General features: G+C 58.8%; 12 protein-coding genes and 1 pseudogene. 4 read left to right on the top strand and 9 right to left on the bottom strand.

Annotated elements, in window-relative coordinates:
- Window positions 1–411 (top strand): substrate-binding domain-containing protein (locus KHQ28_RS11385; RefSeq protein ID WP_211777606.1); only part of this gene is annotated, 411 nt, incomplete at its 5' end.
- 39 nt (window positions 412–450) lie between these two features.
- On the opposite strand, the pseudogene KHQ28_RS11380 reads toward KHQ28_RS11385, so the two are convergent.
- Together KHQ28_RS11380 and manA are read right to left on the bottom strand one after the other, a co-directional pair.
- Window positions 451–1,990, bottom strand: a pseudogene (locus KHQ28_RS11380) (YdgA family protein).
- 86 nt (window positions 1,991–2,076) lie between these two features.
- The gene (manA, locus tag KHQ28_RS11375; protein ID WP_004176341.1) at window positions 2,077–3,255 is read right to left on the bottom strand and encodes a mannose-6-phosphate isomerase; all 1,179 of its coding nucleotides are present in this window, start codon (window positions 3,253–3,255) and stop codon (window positions 2,077–2,079) included.
- A 201-nt stretch (window positions 3,256–3,456) separates the two neighbouring features.
- On the opposite strand from manA, the gene fumA reads away from it, so the two are divergent.
- Both fumA and fumC read left to right on the top strand, forming a co-directional pair.
- Window positions 3,457–5,103, top strand: coding sequence for a class I fumarate hydratase FumA (fumA, locus tag KHQ28_RS11370; RefSeq protein WP_004179678.1), 1,647 nt, complete (start codon window positions 3,457–3,459; stop codon window positions 5,101–5,103).
- 339 nt (window positions 5,104–5,442) lie between these two features.
- Window positions 5,443–6,843, top strand: a complete 1,401-nt coding sequence (fumC, locus tag KHQ28_RS11365) for a class II fumarate hydratase (protein WP_002903315.1) — start codon at window positions 5,443–5,445, stop codon at window positions 6,841–6,843.
- Here the strand turns inward: fumC and tus are convergent.
- The 4 genes from tus to rstA form a co-directional block, all read right to left on the bottom strand.
- On the bottom strand, window positions 6,833–7,765 hold the full coding sequence (gene tus / locus KHQ28_RS11360) for a DNA replication terminus site-binding protein (protein ID WP_004148259.1): 933 nt from the start codon (window positions 7,763–7,765) through the stop codon (window positions 6,833–6,835). The genes fumC and tus overlap by 11 nt on opposite strands.
- A 75-nt stretch (window positions 7,766–7,840) precedes the next feature.
- On the bottom strand, window positions 7,841–9,142 hold the full coding sequence (rstB, locus tag KHQ28_RS11355) for a two-component system sensor histidine kinase RstB (RefSeq protein ID WP_004140030.1): 1,302 nt from the start codon (window positions 9,140–9,142) through the stop codon (window positions 7,841–7,843).
- A 256-nt stretch (window positions 9,143–9,398) separates the two neighbouring features.
- Window positions 9,399–9,761: a hypothetical protein gene (locus tag KHQ28_RS11350; RefSeq protein ID WP_002903374.1), complete on the bottom strand. Its 363-nt coding sequence runs from the start codon at window positions 9,759–9,761 to the stop codon at window positions 9,399–9,401.
- 242 nt (window positions 9,762–10,003) lie between these two features.
- Entirely contained in the window at window positions 10,004–10,723 is a 720-nt protein-coding gene (gene rstA / locus KHQ28_RS11345) for a two-component system response regulator RstA (RefSeq protein WP_002903377.1), read from the bottom strand.
- Window positions 10,724–10,851: 128 nt separating this feature from the next.
- Between rstA and KHQ28_RS11340 the strand changes: the two genes are divergently transcribed.
- Window positions 10,852–11,187 carry a GlpM family protein gene (locus tag KHQ28_RS11340; protein WP_002903379.1) on the top strand — a complete coding sequence of 112 codons (336 nt, stop codon included), beginning with the start codon at window positions 10,852–10,854 and terminating at the stop codon, window positions 11,185–11,187.
- On the opposite strand, the gene folM is transcribed toward KHQ28_RS11340, so the two are convergent.
- The 3 genes from folM to ydgH form a co-directional block, all read right to left on the bottom strand.
- Window positions 11,184–11,906 carry a dihydromonapterin reductase gene (folM, locus tag KHQ28_RS11335; RefSeq protein ID WP_004183890.1) on the bottom strand — a complete coding sequence of 241 codons (723 nt, stop codon included), beginning with the start codon at window positions 11,904–11,906 and terminating at the stop codon, window positions 11,184–11,186. The two genes, KHQ28_RS11340 and folM, sit on opposite strands and share 4 nt — an antisense overlap.
- Window positions 11,907–11,942: 36 nt before the next feature.
- Complete coding sequence (locus tag KHQ28_RS11330) at window positions 11,943–13,325, bottom strand: amino acid permease (protein WP_004183892.1); 1,383 nt, start codon at window positions 13,323–13,325, stop codon at window positions 11,943–11,945.
- A gap of 177 nt (window positions 13,326–13,502) precedes the next feature.
- Window positions 13,503–14,453 carry a DUF1471 family protein YdgH gene (gene ydgH, locus KHQ28_RS11325; RefSeq protein ID WP_002903384.1) on the bottom strand — a complete coding sequence of 317 codons (951 nt, stop codon included), beginning with the start codon at window positions 14,451–14,453 and terminating at the stop codon, window positions 13,503–13,505.
- Window positions 14,454–14,953: the final 500 nt, after the last annotated feature.

Below are 14,953 nucleotides of genomic sequence, written 5' to 3'. Positions count from 1 at the left end.
ACCTTGCTGAAATACGGCCTGCCGTTTCTCAGCGAATGGGTGCTGGAGTGCGAGTCCAGCCAGAAGCAGGCGGCGGAGGCGATGACCGGCCTGCTGCGCCAGAATCCGACCATTACCGCGGTGCTGTGCTACAACAACGTGGTAGCCACCGGCGCGTGGTTCGGTCTGTTACGGGCTGGAAGACAGAGCGGGGAAGATGGCGTCGAGAGCTACTTTGAGCAGCGGGTGGCGCTGGCGGCGTTTGCCGACGTGCCGGAGGCCGCCCTCGACGACCTGCCCCTCACCTGGGTGACCACCCCGGCGCGGGAGATGGGGAAAAGCCTGGCGGATTCGATGCTGCGGCGGCTGGAAGAGGGGACTGGCGAGACGCGAAACCAGATTATGCCCCCGCGGCTGGTGACGCGAAAATGAGGGAGACGGCGCGCGCTGGCCGTCTCCTGTACCGATAAGTTACGGCTGCGGGGCGGCGTCATCCTGCTGAGGAGCGGCGTCATCCTGCTGCGGCTGGCCTTCCTGCGGCGCGCTGTCCGGCAGCGAAGGCGCTTCCAGACCAAACATCGCGGCAAAATCTTGCAGCGGCATTTTCTGTCCGTTCAGCGTCACCTGGCCGTTCGCGTACTGCAGACTGCTGCTGATGGCGTTATCTTCCATGGTGGTAATGCGGAACATCTGGCCCATCGCCGCCAGGCCTTTGACCTGCTGATCGGCAAGCTTGGCGGCATCGGCCGGCTGATAGCCTTCCAGACCGGCGATCTTAGTCATAAACTCCGTCGCCATATCCACCGGGATCACCACTTTGCCGTCCAGGGACTGCACCACGCGATCCAGGCTGTCCGCCAGGGTCTGCGGCGGAGCGGTCACCTGGGCCGGATCTTTCAGCAGAACCGAGAGGTTGAGGGTGCTTTCGCCTTTGGCATTGCGCCAGCTCAGCGGAGAGATGGTCACCGACGGGTTGCCTTTGAGCAGGATCGGCAGCGCATTGAACAGCGTTTCGGTGAGGGCCTGCTGATACAGCTCCGGATTCTGCGCCAGCTCCGGTTTCGCCAGCAGCGCCTGAGACTGCGCGCTGTACTGCTGACTGAACTGGTGCCACGCCTGACCGTCGACGTTATCCACTTTCAGCGTGAGTTTGCCGCTGCCCATATCCTGCCCCTGCAGCTTGAGGCTGTTGACGGTGTAGTTCACCTGGCTGTTCACGCCTTTGCCGTCCTGGGTCAGCGTCGAGCCGCCGTCCAGCGCCATGCCGTCGATCAGCGCCAGCTCTTTGCCTTCGACGCTGATGGCCAGTTTATCGAGGGTCATTTTTTGCTGGCCGATACGTTCGTTGAAGCTGGCCAGCTCGGTGGCGCCGTCGGTGGTCAGGTTGACGAAGCGCAGCTGTACCTTCTGATTATATTCGTTGAGCGCATCGATCTGCCCGCTGCCGGCCTGGCCCTTCAGGCTNNGCGTCGAGCTGGAACTGACCGCCGCTGAAGGTGACTTTCTCATCGCCTTTAGCGTAGTCGAGGGCGTTAAGGACGATAGCCGACTGGCTGTCGCCGCTGTAGGCAATGCGCGTATCGACGGTAAAGGGGGTGTCGCCTTTGGCTATCTCGAACAGCGCCTGGCTGGCGTCGTTTTTCACCAGCGTGGTGTGGACGGAAGCCATTGCCGGCGCCAGATTAAAGGCTTTTAACGAGGCCAGCGGGAAGGGGCCATGATCGACCACTTCGTCAAGCACCACGCTCTGCCCGGCGGCCAGCCAGCCGTTAGCCTGACCGGCGATCGGCTTCACTACCAGCTGCAGATGGCTGCTGAACAGCCCGCGCTGGTAGTCCTGATAGCTCAGCTCCAGACCTGACTCCGGCGCGCTGCTGCGCAGCTGGGCGTTTGCCTGCTGCACCATATCGGCGATCCGGCCTTCCAGCTGTTTACCAGTGAACCAGGCGCCGCCTGTCCATACCACGCCCAGCGCCACGATGACTCCTGCTGCGACCAGCGATTTTTTCATAGCATTTATCCATAAATGAAGCCAGGCGGAGAGACCGCCTGGCTGAGTTATCACCAACAGTAAGCGCGACCTTAAGGGTCAGTCGCTTACTGGAGCTTATTGAAAACGCGCGCCACGCGGCCGCGGCCGCTGATCTGCACCGGCGATTCACTGGCGGCCACGAAGGCCGACTCGCCCGGCTTGAGGGTCAGGCTCTGGTCGCCTTTGCGCAGTACGGCTTCACCGTCGACGCAGAACACGATCGCCGCGCTTGCCTGGGCCAGATCGCTGGCCTCGGCGGAGAGGTCATGCAGGGAGAAGGCAAAATCTTCCACCGGGATCGGGAAGTCGAGTTCCGCGCCGTGACGCTGCGGCTGGGTCAACAGCTCACCCGCCGGTTTAGCCTCGAACTTGACGTTAGCAACCAGCTCAGGAATATCAATGTATTTCGGCGTCAGGCCGGCGCGCAGTACGTTATCCGAGTTGGCCATCACCTCCAGCGCCACCCCCTGCAGATAGGCGTGCGGCGTTTCAGCAAACAGGAACATCGCTTCGCCTGGGTTCAGCTTCACCACGTTCAGCAGCAGCGGGGAGAAGAGGCCGCTGTCGTCCGGATAGAATTCCGCGATCAGGCGGATAGTCTGCCACGGTTCGCCTTGTTCACGGGCCAGTACGTCGCGCAGCACCTGCAGCGCCTTGGCCTTTTCCTCACCCTGCATATTTAGCAGGCTGGCAAACAGCTGGCTCAGGTGAGTCGCGTCCGGCTGCTGCAGGAAGGCGCCGATTGCCGGATGCGCGCTAGCCACCGGCTGCAGCAGGGTGACAATCTCGCTGAACTCGCGAAATGCATTCATCGCCAGGAACGGCGTCAGGGCAAAAACCAGCTCCGGTTTGTGGTTCGGATCTTTGTAGTTACGCTCGGCGGCGGAGAGCGGGATACCGGCGGCGTTCTCGCGGGCGAAACCTTCTTCCGAGGCCTGCTTGTTGGGATGCACCTGAATTGAGAGCGGCTGAGCGGCGCACAGTACCTTAAACAGGAACGGCAGTTCACCAAAGCGGGCGGCAACCTTGTCGCCGAGCAGAGCGGCTTTATCCGCGTCAATCACCTCGCGCAGCGAACGCGGCTGGCCGTCGGCCGCCAGGATCTGCGAACTGCTCTTCGGATGCGCCCCCATCCACAGCTCTGCCATCGGCAGATTGTCCGGGTTGGCGATGCCATAGAGTTCGGTTAAGGCGGTGTGGCTTCCCCATGCATAGTTCTGCACGGCGTTAATCAGCTTTTGCATTCTCAATCCCTGTTTCAAACAAAGTAAATTTTATCGCCCTATTAAACCAGCAAACGGTGGAGAAGCAACTGCTGAAAGAAAAAGTCGTCCTTGTCTCAGTTTTTGTTAAAAAATTGTGTAAGATTGTTCGACTCGCTTTTCTACAGGCACATGGAGTCCCTGCCTGAAACATAATCAGCCAAAGCAGTAAGTGAGAGTACAATGTCGAATAAACCGTTTGTTTACCAGGATCCTTTTCCGCTCAAAAAGGATGACACCGAGTATTATCTCCTCAGCAGTGATTACGTCTCCGTCGCCGAATTCGCCGGCCAGGAAGTGCTAAAAGTTGACCCTCAGGCGCTGACCCTTCTGGCGCAGCATGCTTTCCACGACGCCTCCTTTATGCTTCGCCCTGCGCATCAGCAGCAGGTGGCGGATATCCTTAACGATCCGGAAGCCAGCGAAAACGATAAATACGTCGCGCTGCAGTTCCTGCGCAACTCGGATATCGCCGCCAAAGGTATTCTGCCCACCTGCCAGGACACCGGCACCGCGATCATCATGGGTAAAAAAGGCCAGCGCGTGTGGACCGGCGGCGGCGATGAAGCCGCCCTGGCGCAGGGGGTGTACAACACCTATATCCAGGACAACCTGCGCTACTCGCAGAACGCGCCGCTGGATATGTATAAAGAGGTTAACACTGGCACCAACCTGCCGGCGCAGATCGATCTCTATGCTACCGATGGCGATGAGTACAAATTCCTCTGCATCGCCAAGGGCGGCGGCTCGGCGAACAAAACCTATCTGTACCAGGAAACCAAAGCGCTGATCACCCCGGCGAAGCTGAAAAATTACCTCGTCGAGAAGATGCGCACCCTCGGTACTGCCGCCTGTCCACCGTACCATATCGCCTTCGTGATCGGCGGTACCTCGGCGGAAGCGACGCTGAAGACCGTGAAGCTGGCGTCCACCAAATACTACGATGGCCTGCCGACCGAAGGTAACGAGCACGGCCAGGCGTTCCGCGACGTGCAGATGGAGCAGGAGCTGCTGCTGGAGGCGCAGAACCTTGGTCTCGGCGCGCAGTTCGGCGGCAAATACTTTGCCCACGATATCCGCGTGATCCGTCTGCCGCGTCACGGCGCTTCCTGCCCGGTCGGGATGGGGGTTTCCTGTTCCGCCGACCGCAACATCAAAGCCAAAATTAACCGCGACGGCATCTGGATCGAGAAGCTGGAGAGCAACCCGGGGAAATATATCCCTGAGCATCTGCGCCAGGCCGGGGAAGGCGAAGCGGTGAAGGTAAATCTTAACCAGCCGATGAGCGAGATCCTGGCGCAGCTGTCGCAGTATCCGGTGTCCACCCGCCTGTCGCTGAGCGGGACTATCATCGTCGCCCGCGATATCGCCCACGCTAAGCTGAAGGAGCTTATCGACAACGGCGAGGCGCTGCCGCAGTACGTCAAAGATCACCCGATCTACTACGCAGGTCCGGCCAAGACGCCGGACGGTTACGCCTCCGGCTCTTTGGGGCCGACCACCGCAGGCCGCATGGACTCTTACGTTGATCTGCTGCAGTCCCATGGGGCGAGCAAGATCATGCTGGCGAAAGGCAACCGCAGCCAGCAGGTCACCGACGCCTGCCACAAACACGGCGGCTTCTACCTCGGCAGCATCGGCGGCCCGGCGGCAGTGCTGGCCCAGCAGAGCATCAAGAGCCTCGAGTGCGTGGCCTATCCGGAGCTGGGTATGGAGGCTATCTGGAAAATTGAAGTGGAGGATTTCCCGGCCTTTATCCTCGTTGATGATAAAGGCAATGACTTCTTCCAGCAGATCCAGACCTCGCAGTGCGCCCGCTGCGTGAAGTAACCCAGGCCGCCCTTCGGGGCGGCGCTGGTCGATGACAAACCTGATTTCGTTAGGGTGAGCGCCTTTCTGCCGGGCGGCGGCTTTCGCCTTACCCGGCCTACGAAAGACAGCAATATCAATAAGTTATGCAGTTCTCTGTAGGCCCGCGCAAGCGCAGCGCCGCCGGGCAATCCCGACGATTGCATTTTGTCAGCGGTCTGGGCTGCCCCTCGGGGCGGCTTTTTTTATGTCGCTTCGCGGCACGAACCACCAAAACAACTTATCAATCTGGCCAATACTTAGTCTTTTAAGCAGGTGAGCTTTGTCGCTATGACGCACTTTTCATCCAAGGAGAAAGTAATGACAACGCATCGCAGTGAAAAAGACTCGATGGGCGCCATCGAGGTCCCGGCCGATAAACTCTGGGGCGCCCAGACCCAGCGCTCGCTGGAGCATTTCCGCATCTCGACCGAAAAAATGCCCGGGGAGCTGATATACGCCCTGGCGCTGACCAAGCGGGCGGCGGCGAAGGTTAACCAGGATCTCGGACTGTTGACGGCGGAAAAAGCCGGGGCGATCGTCGCCGCCGCTGACGAAGTGCTGGCCGGAAAGCACGCGCAGGAGTTCCCCCTGGCTATCTGGCAGACCGGCTCCGGCACCCAAAGCAATATGAATATGAACGAGGTGCTGGCCAACCGCGCCAGTGAACTGCTCGGCGGAGAACGGGGGATGGCGCGAAAAATTCATCCCAATGACGATGTGAATAAGAGCCAGAGCTCAAATGATGTATTCCCCACCGCCATGCACGTCGCGGCGCTGATTGCCCTGCGGGAAAAAGTGATCCCGTCGCTGCAGGCGCTGCGGGCGACGCTCAATGAAAAAGCGGTGGCCTTCAGGGATATCGTCAAGATCGGCCGCACCCATCTGCAGGACGCCACGCCGCTCACCTTAGGCCAGGAGATCTCCGGCTGGGTGGCGATGCTGGACCATAGCCTGAAGCACATTGAAGCCAGTCAGCCGCATCTTGCCGAGCTGGCGCTGGGCGGGACGGCGGTAGGAACCGGGCTGAATACCCATCCGGAATATGCCGTACGCGTGGCGGCCGAGCTGGCGTCGCTCAGCGGACAGCCATTTGTCACCGCGCCGAACAAATTCGAAGCGCTGGCCACTGTGGATGCCCTGGTCCATGCCCACGGCGCGCTGAAAGGCCTGGCGGCCTCGCTGATGAAAATCGCTAACGATGTCCGCTGGCTGGCCTCCGGCCCCCGCTGCGGCATTGGTGAAATCGCCATCCCGGAAAACGAGCCAGGGTCATCGATTATGCCGGGCAAGGTTAACCCAACCCAGTGCGAAGCTCTGACCATGGTCTGCTGCCAGGTGATGGGCAACGACGTGGCGGTGAATATCGGCGGTGCTTCCGGCAACTTTGAGCTTAACGTCTATCGCCCGATGGTCATCCACAACTTCCTGCAGTCGGTGCGTCTGCTGGCGGACGGTATGGCGAGCTTTAACGAGCACTGTGCGGTGGGTATTGAACCGAATCGCGAGCGGATCAGTCAGTTGCTCAATGAGTCGCTGATGCTGGTTACTGCGCTGAATACCCATATCGGCTACGACAAGGCGGCGGAAATCGCTAAAAAAGCGCACCATGAGGGGCTGACTCTCAAAGCCTCGGCGCTGGCGCTGGGCTACCTGACGGAAGCCGAATTCGACAGCTGGGTGCGCCCGGAAGAGATGGTCGGCAGCCTGGCTATTCGCTAGCCAGCCAGAGGTGCAGGCGCGGGATAAGCAATCTCAGCGACTGCGCCTCCGGTTTGTAGCGATACTGCACATTGTCGGCATCATAGTTCAGCAGCTCGCCAATATCCGGTACGCTGACCCCCCGGCTGCCGGACATCAGGGCGATCAGCGGGCTGGGGCAGGCGTACTGTACCTGTTTCTGCTCGCCGGCGTACCAGACGCGGGCGATCGGCTGGACTTTCACCGGTCGTTTTATTTTCAGCCGCGCCCGCTGCGGCAGGGCGGCGATATCCTGATACTCCCTTTCCAGTTTGCTCTGCCACTGCTCCCGGGTCCACGGCGGCACCGCCCGCGGCGCTTGCAGGCTTTTCTCCAGCATCATCAACACCTGGTCGCGGGTCAGATTCTTGATGACGTGCTTATTGGCCCAGCCGAAGCGGATGGTGCTCGGGTCGACGAGGGGCGTCAGCGTGCGGTAGGCGCTAAGGGTGATCAACCCCGGCAAATGACGGTGTACCCACTCAAAACGGGCGGTGGGGGGCAGGCCGGAGTCGACGGTGACGATCTTCTCGAAGGTGGCCTTCAGGGCATTGATATGCTGAATACGCGCCAGCAGATCCTGCTGCTCCGCGGCGGTAACCTGCAGGCAGATAGCCCCCGGCAGGCGTACGGCGGCCTTGCTGCTGCGGTTTTCCGATTGCTGCTGGATAAACAGATGGCTGTAGTGGCGCAGGGCGCGCGCCAGGGCCGTCTTGCCGATGTGCTGCACCACCGGAATAGTGGCCAGCGGATCGTGCTCGGCATCCTTACCGATCGCCGGCAGTTCAAATACCCGGCCCGCCAGCAGACGGCAGTCACTTAACGCCTGCTGGAGCGCCTGCAGCTCCAGCTCGATCTGGCGAAAGGTATTATTCAGACGTTCAACGAGGTCGTAGCTGGCCATTATTACCACCTTAGTTACAACATACTATTAGATTTTTGCAGCATACCCAGCCCGCGGCTTCTGCGCAAGTTTTATTCAGGCAGAGGTGAAATCAGGCAGCTGATGATAGACCGGCCAGCTAAAGCAGAAGCGGGCGCCGCCGAGAGGGCTGGCCTCGCAGCGCACCTCGCCGCCCATCGCCTGGGCGATACTGTGGACAATCGCCAGGCCGAGGCCGCAGCCTCCTGTCGCCCGGTCCCGGCTGGGGTCAAGGCGGACAAAGGGCTCAAACACCCGCTCGCGCTCCTCGGGGGCGATTCCCGGGCCGTCATCCTCAACCAGCAACGATGCGCGCGAACCCTGCAGCGTCAGGCTGACCGCCACCCGCTGGCTGCTGTAGCGCAGGGCGTTATTGACCAAATTATCCAGCACCCGCTCCATCAGTCGCATATCGAGCGCGCCGTAGTTACCGTGGGTCAGCGTCGCCAGGGCGACCTCGCGCTGTGGGTTAACCATCTGGATATCCTCGACGTGATCGCTGATCCAGGCGGGAAAATCGGGAGTCGTCAGGCTGAGCTCCGTCTGCGGGCGGTCGAGGCGGGCGTAGGTCAGAAGCTCTTCAATCAGCGCCTCCAGCTGACCGATATCGCGGTTCAGCGCCTGCGATTCCGCCTCGCTGAGATTCTCGCTCATCTCCAGACGGTAGCGCAGGCGTACCAGCGGTGTCCTGAGTTCATGGGCGATGCCGTCAATCAGCTGCTTTTTGCTGGCAATAAGCGCATTAATGTTATCGGCCATTTGGTTAAAGGCCACCCCGAGCCGCTCGAAGCTGGACATACTGTCGAAGTGAATGCGCTCGCTGAGGTGACCTTCGCCAAAGCGCTGGGCGGCCGTCTCAATGCGCAGCATGTCCTGCCAGTGCGGGCGCATCCAGATAAACACCGGAAAGGCCAGCGAGATAGCAATAAACGCCATCAGCGCCACGTCCAGCAGGCGCATCTCATGCAGAAAATAGAGATAGGGCACCGGGCCCACCGACAGCACATAGTGGCTGCGGGGAATGCGCTGAATAAAGGTGTACTGATCGTCGAGGGCGACGATATCGCCGGCGCGCAGGTGCTGCATCGAGCTTTCCGACAGCTTAAATTTGCTGATCGGCTCGATGTGCAGATCAAACGATAAATTCAGGTCCAGCTCTTTAAGGGTCTTGCTCCAGTCGCGCGGCGGTATCTCCCGCAGCTCGCTGCGCATCAGATACAGCGAGCTTTTCATCAAATCGTCAAGCGACTGCCGTCCGGCGCGCTCCGCGGTAAATTTATAGACCAGACCGACCAGCATGGTCATCACCAGAAAGCAGACGAAGAGCAGAAGATAGAACTGCACGAACAGCTTTTTCATTACATTACCGCGTATTCAAGAGAAACCTGTCTGGCGCCCCAGGGGCATCTTCTGCGCGTCGGGGAGTCAATGTTATCGATATCCCCGGGCGAGGCGCGGGGAAATCATAGATACGCTATCAAAGCAGGGTTTATGCCCCCTGACAATAGCCAGCCTGGAGACAGAACGGTGAAAAGGTGACAGTGTCACTCGATGCGGTGATTTCTTCACCCTCGGGGGGAGCAGGGCAATCGTATTTTGTGCGTCGATGGATACGCTACTCACGATAATAAGGAATGTCTACCGGATAGGTGGTCGTCAGACTCAGCAGCCGACAGCGCACCAGCTTTTCCGTTTCGGCATACCAGTAAGCAAACTCGCCGGTGGTCTGGTGGTAAATCATCTGATCGAGGTTGGCAAACGGGATCACCAGCAGCGGCCCCTGGCGAACGTGGCCGCCGCCGGTTTCAAAGTGATGCTGCCCCCAGGATTGCTGGGTATGTTCATAGCGATGAAGGATCACCTCGATTTGCCCGCGCTGCGGACAAAGGAGTCGAATATCGGCGTTGTCGAGGGAAAAAGCCCAGCCAGAGAGAGAAGTGAACAGTGAGAGTGCCAAAAGTACAACGTATTTCATCATGCAAAAGTCCTGTGTTTTCAGGCTTTATGCCACTCTGACAGCGGTAAGTCCTTGAGCACAATCATATTGAGGAGTTATGTGATGGGGTTCTGTACGGCTAATTCTATTGATTTAATCAATATGACAAGTTCCGGTGATGAATGTGCGCGCCAGGGACGAACGCAGCAGGCAGCAAACGTGATAACTTTGCCGCCGGCGAGCGCGCGATGAGCGGGCCCCTCGCAGGGCCGCAGAAGGGCTGCTTAGTTATCCCAGGCGTGAGGGGCGAACAGGTAGCCTTTGTTGCGAACGGTCTTAATACGATAGGGCTCCGTGGCGTTGTCGAGCAGTTTTTTGCGCAGGCGGGAGATAGCCACGTCGACGCTGCGATCCATCCCGTCATAGGTAACGCCGCGTAAATTTTTCAGCAGTGCGTCGCGGTCCATAATCTGCCCGGCGTGGGTGGCCAACTCCCACAGCAGATCGAAATCGGCGGTCGACAGGGCGACGTTTTCTCCGCCAAGCAGCACCTGGCGGTTGACCGGGTCAATGGTCAGCGAGCCGAAGGAGATGGTTTTATGTGGCGTGAGCGTTGAGGAGGCGGATCCGGCGCCTGCCGGAGCAATATGCTGGCGCAAATGCAGACGCAGTCGCGCGAGAAGTACCGCTGGCGGGGTGGTTTTCAGAATATAATCGCTGGCGCCCATCTCCAGGGAGAGGATATGGTTCATATCGCTGTCGAGCGAAGTCAGCAGGACAATCGGCCCTTGCCATTGCCCGCGCAGATCGCGACAGAGCGTCATTCCGTCCTTGCCGGGCAGCATAATGTCCAGCAGCACCAGATCCGGTTTCTCCCGCGCGATCACCTCCTCAGCGCGGTCGCCGCGAGGCTCGACCACCACATCCATATCATGCTTGCCGAGATAGGCGGCGATCAGCGTGCCTACCTCAGGGTCATCCTCAACAAAAACGATTTTATTCATGTCTATTGCACATCAGTAAAAGAAGTAACATACACCGCACTTATTTTACCCGCCATTACTCTTTTATAAACAGCGTTAAATCCGCTATGCTGCCCTAACTTATTGATTCACTGTTAAGGCATACGGGCATGGGGCTGTTAATCAAAGGGCTGTTGGGAGCGCTGGTGGTGGTGCTGATTGGCGTGCTGGCGAAAACCAAAAACTACGCTATCGCTGGCCTGGTCCCGCTGTTTCCCACCTTTGCGCTCATCGCCCATTATATTGTCGCCAGCGAGCGGGGGATCGAAGCCCTGCGCGCGACCATCGTATTCGGCATGTGGTCGATTCTTCCCTATTTTATCTATCTGCTGTCACTGTGGTATTTCACCGGGATTATGCGCCTGCCGTTGGCGCTGGCAGGCGCGGTGGGATGCTGGGGGCTGTGCGCCTGGCTGTTAATCCTCGGCTGGAGCCGTTTCCACTAGCGCAGCGGGCGGCCGCCGTCGACAGCGAATGAGCGGCCGGTAACGTAGCGGCTGGTAAACAGGTAATCGATGAGATCGCTAATCTCTTTTTCGCCAGGGGCGATTTTCATCAGCGATTTATCCAGCGCCTGCTGACGATAGGCCTCGTCGTCACCCTCATTAAACATGATTAGCGACGGCGCGATGGCGTTGACCTTAACCTCTGGCGCCAGCTTGCGAGCGAAGGAGCGGGTCATGTTATCCAGGGCGGCTTTGCTGGCGGCGTAGGCGATATGTTTGTCGCTCCCGCGCTCCACCACGTAATCGGTGATATGGATAACGTCGCTGGCGGCATGGCCGTGGCCGCGCAGCAACGCCTCCAGCGCATGGTTGAGCAGATAGGGGGCGTGGACGTGGATCTGCATCATGCGGTTGATGACGGTGCTCAGCGGGACGCCCGGCTTTTCCGCCATCCAGTCGCTGGCGTTATGGATGATGGCGCGCAGACCGTCGGTGTGTGATTTGACCGCTTCAGCGAAGGTCAGAATGCCGTCATCGCTGCTAAAATCGGCCTGCAGGCATAGCGCGCCCGCTTCGCGCAGGCCGTCAATCGCCGGATAGGGCGTACGATAGCTGACGATGACCGGCTGGCGCTGCTGCAGAAAATGGTGTGCCAGAGCGAGGCCGATGCGGCGGCCTGCTCCTGTGATCAGAATCGGGCGGGGCTGTTGTTCAGCCATGGGTATCTCCTATGCGTTCTGCGGCAGGGCGACCGCTTACCCCACCAGCATCCACGTTGCCGGCACAGCGGCAACCAGCAATAAACCAATTAGCGCCACTTCGCGGCGTTTGAGCGAACGATCGTGCTGGTGCGTACGTCGGGCGTACAAAAAGACCAGAAGACCCGGAGCGTAAAGTACCACCGACAACAGCAAATGCACAGGCCCCGACGCGTATAATAACCATATGCCATAAATACAGGCGCCGATAGCCACCGCTTTATGCAGCGGGCGAGTGGCGATTTTCAACAGAAAGGCGCCGACCAGCAGATAGGGCACGAGAATCATCTCAGAGGCAATGGTCAGCAGCGTGCCGTAGTCCGACCCGGTCAGCCAGATCAGCACCAGCGATACCTGAACGCTGATATTGGTCAACCACAATGAGGCGGAGGGGGCGTTGTTGCTATTCTGACGGGCAAACAGGCGCGGGAAGGCTTTATGAGTGGCGGCGAGGAAAGGCACCTCCGCGGCCATGATGGTCCAGCTGAGATAAGCGCCGCACACCGACACGATCAGCCCGGCGGCAATGACGATCTCCCCCCACGACCCCATCAGCCTGACCATCAGTCCCGCCATCGACGGGTTGCGCATTTCGGCCAGTTCGCTGCGCGGCACGACGCCCAGCGACAGCAGGGTGACCAGCAGATACACCGCGAGGGCCGACAGCACCGCCAGCAGCGTCGCGCGGCCAACGTCGCGCTTGTGTCGCGCCCGCGCGGACACGACTACCGCCCCCTCCACGCCGATAAACACCCACAGGGTGATCAGCATGGTGTTTTTGACCTGCTCCCATACCGGCACGCCCAGCGCCAGGCCGCTAAAATCGAGGCGGAACGTATCCAGCTGAAAGGCCAGGGCGGCGAGCGCGACGAAGGCGCCCAGCGGCAGAAGCTTGGCGAGGGTGGCCACCAGGTTAATCCCCGCTGCCGTCTGGACACCGCGCAGGACCAGAAAGTGGACGACCCACAGCAGAACCGACGCGCCAACGATAGACTGCCAGGTATTACCATCGCCAAACAGGCGCAGCTCAGGGGTATCGGTGAAAAAACTGAGCGCCGAAAAGACGATAACCAGATAGGAGACATTGGCGATCACCGCGCACAGCCAGTATCCCCAGGCGGAGCAGAAGCCGATCAGTTCGCCGAATCCTTCGCGAGCGTAGGTGAAGATCCCGCCGTCGAGGTCGGGACGAATACGGGTCAACAGCAGCATGGCGAAAGCGAGAAACAGGATCCCGACGCCGGTGATGGCCCAGCCAATGAGCAGAGCGGAGGGGCTGGCCACGGCAGCCATATTTTGCGGCAAACTGAATACGCCAGCGCCGAGCATTGAGCTAAGGACCAGGGCGGTCAGGGCGCTCAGGCCCAGTTTCTTTTCCATTGCATTCCCGAGGTGAAAATGGCTGTTCCAGAATATTTATTTTGCGAAATCGCATAAAAATGGAGGATTGCGCTAAGGCGCGGGATTTTACGGAGTGTCCGGGGGGCATGCAATGGCGGGGGATGAAAAAAAATGAAAAGGCGGCAATGCGCCGCCTTTTTAGCCAGCCAGCAGCGATTATTTGTACAAATCGGCGCTGATGGTGATGTTGCCGCCGCGTTCCTGCCACTGGCGGGTGATGTGGTAGTACTTCGCCCCTTTCTTCGCCGCGCGTTTCGCCGTCTGATAGGAGATCTCGGTCATGTTGCCGTAGTTGCCGGTGAACTGGATGTTATCGAACGGCACCATTTGCGCCGCAGTCACTTTGTTCACTTCTTCGACCTTAGTGCCGTTCGGCAGGGTGACAGTGTAACGTCCACCTTTCGAAGACTGAGTCTCAAAGAAACGCCCAACGCCGGTACCCGAACCCACCGCGGCGGTGGTGGCAACGCCCGGAATTTCAACGTTCTTCGCCGCTTCGCCGCCTTTGGCCAGCGCTGCGCGGCCAGCTTCAGAGTCAGCCGGGATAGCGTCCGGGCTCTGCAGCACGCGTTTTTCAGCATCTTTTTTGTAGATATAAGCGGTAATGCGCTGGTTGCCGCCCTGGTTGGCGTCAACCTGGCGGACGATAAAGAACGCATAGGCGCCTTTTGCTTTCGCCGCTTTGGTGATGGCGTCGTTGACTTCCGGCTGGCTGCGATAGAAGCCCTGAACGGTGACGGTGTCGTAAGGCATCAGCTCAACGGCCTGATCTTTCGGCAACTCCATCACGCCGTTGATAATGCGATTCTTCGGCGCATCCGCTTTCGGCGCGTCTTCTTTATAAAGGTCAGCCGTGACGCGCCAGTTGCCGCCATTGCCGTAGTCCGACGTGTCGACAACATAGAATGAGGCCGCGCCGTCTTTGTCGGCTTTGCGCGATACTGCCTGTACCGCATCGCCAATGGCATTAAACCGGCCGGTGACGACAACGCGATCGTAGGGCTTCAGCGCAGCCGCCTGCTCCGGGGTCAACTCGGTCGCTGCATGGGCAGACAACGTGGCGGTTGTCAGGAGAGCAGACGCCAGGAGGGTGTTTTTAAGCTTCATAAAAATAATCCTTTGCCTTGCGCAAACCATATACTGGTGTTGTTGTTGACTGAAAACGTTTGATTATTGCATTTAATCGCCGTGACTGTCTGCGTCAATTTTTGCTTGCCGCCCGAATCGTATACTACGGAAAGATAACATTTTTCGATATGTTGAAAAAACAGGCGCTTGACCAGCAAAAACGATAATCAATACCACTTTTATTAGTTAATGTAATGTTAACACAATGATCTCAATGGCGATAAATGGCGTTTTATACCGCAGGATAAGCGGATTATCAGGCCTGGGCGGCAAATTCAGGTAAATATTGCTGCCCGGACCCATCTGCGCTGACAATAAGCAATAAAATCAAAATTTGTGTTTTATCGCAGTAGATCACAATCGGTATTTTCAGTAGGTTATAAAAAGTTTGTTACTGTTTCATTTTGTAGACAGCGAAAGATGGCGAGGAAGATTTTGCCGTCCTGGCGTTGTTGGGCAGAAAAGTAAACCATCATCAA

This window comes from Klebsiella sp. 28 (assembly GCF_018223905.1).
Taxonomy (GTDB): domain Bacteria; phylum Pseudomonadota; class Gammaproteobacteria; order Enterobacterales; family Enterobacteriaceae; genus Klebsiella; species Klebsiella pneumoniae.
This window is presented reverse-complemented; position numbering and strand designations above follow the sequence as displayed.

What these genes read in the sequence shown, in the direction of transcription:
- fumC (WP_002903315.1), top strand. Translation starts at nt 5,443, where the DNA reads ATGACAACGCATCGCAGTGAAAAAGACTCGATGGGCGCCATCGAGGTC.
- KHQ28_RS11350 (WP_002903374.1), bottom strand. Translation starts at nt 9,761, where the DNA reads ATGATGAAATACGTTGTACTTTTGGCACTCTCACTGTTCACTTCTCTC.
- tus (WP_004148259.1), bottom strand. Translation starts at nt 7,765, where the DNA reads ATGGCCAGCTACGACCTCGTTGAACGTCTGAATAATACCTTTCGCCAG.
- rstA (WP_002903377.1), bottom strand. Translation starts at nt 10,723, where the DNA reads ATGAATAAAATCGTTTTTGTTGAGGATGACCCTGAGGTAGGCACGCTG.
- fumA (WP_004179678.1), top strand. Translation starts at nt 3,457, where the DNA reads ATGTCGAATAAACCGTTTGTTTACCAGGATCCTTTTCCGCTCAAAAAG.
- manA (WP_004176341.1), bottom strand. Translation starts at nt 3,255, where the DNA reads ATGCAAAAGCTGATTAACGCCGTGCAGAACTATGCATGGGGAAGCCAC.
- KHQ28_RS11340 (WP_002903379.1), top strand. Translation starts at nt 10,852, where the DNA reads ATGGGGCTGTTAATCAAAGGGCTGTTGGGAGCGCTGGTGGTGGTGCTG.
- KHQ28_RS11330 (WP_004183892.1), bottom strand. Translation starts at nt 13,325, where the DNA reads ATGGAAAAGAAACTGGGCCTGAGCGCCCTGACCGCCCTGGTCCTTAGC.
- ydgH (WP_002903384.1), bottom strand. Translation starts at nt 14,453, where the DNA reads ATGAAGCTTAAAAACACCCTCCTGGCGTCTGCTCTCCTGACAACCGCC.
- rstB (WP_004140030.1), bottom strand. Translation starts at nt 9,142, where the DNA reads ATGAAAAAGCTGTTCGTGCAGTTCTATCTTCTGCTCTTCGTCTGCTTT.
- folM (WP_004183890.1), bottom strand. Translation starts at nt 11,906, where the DNA reads ATGGCTGAACAACAGCCCCGCCCGATTCTGATCACAGGAGCAGGCCGC.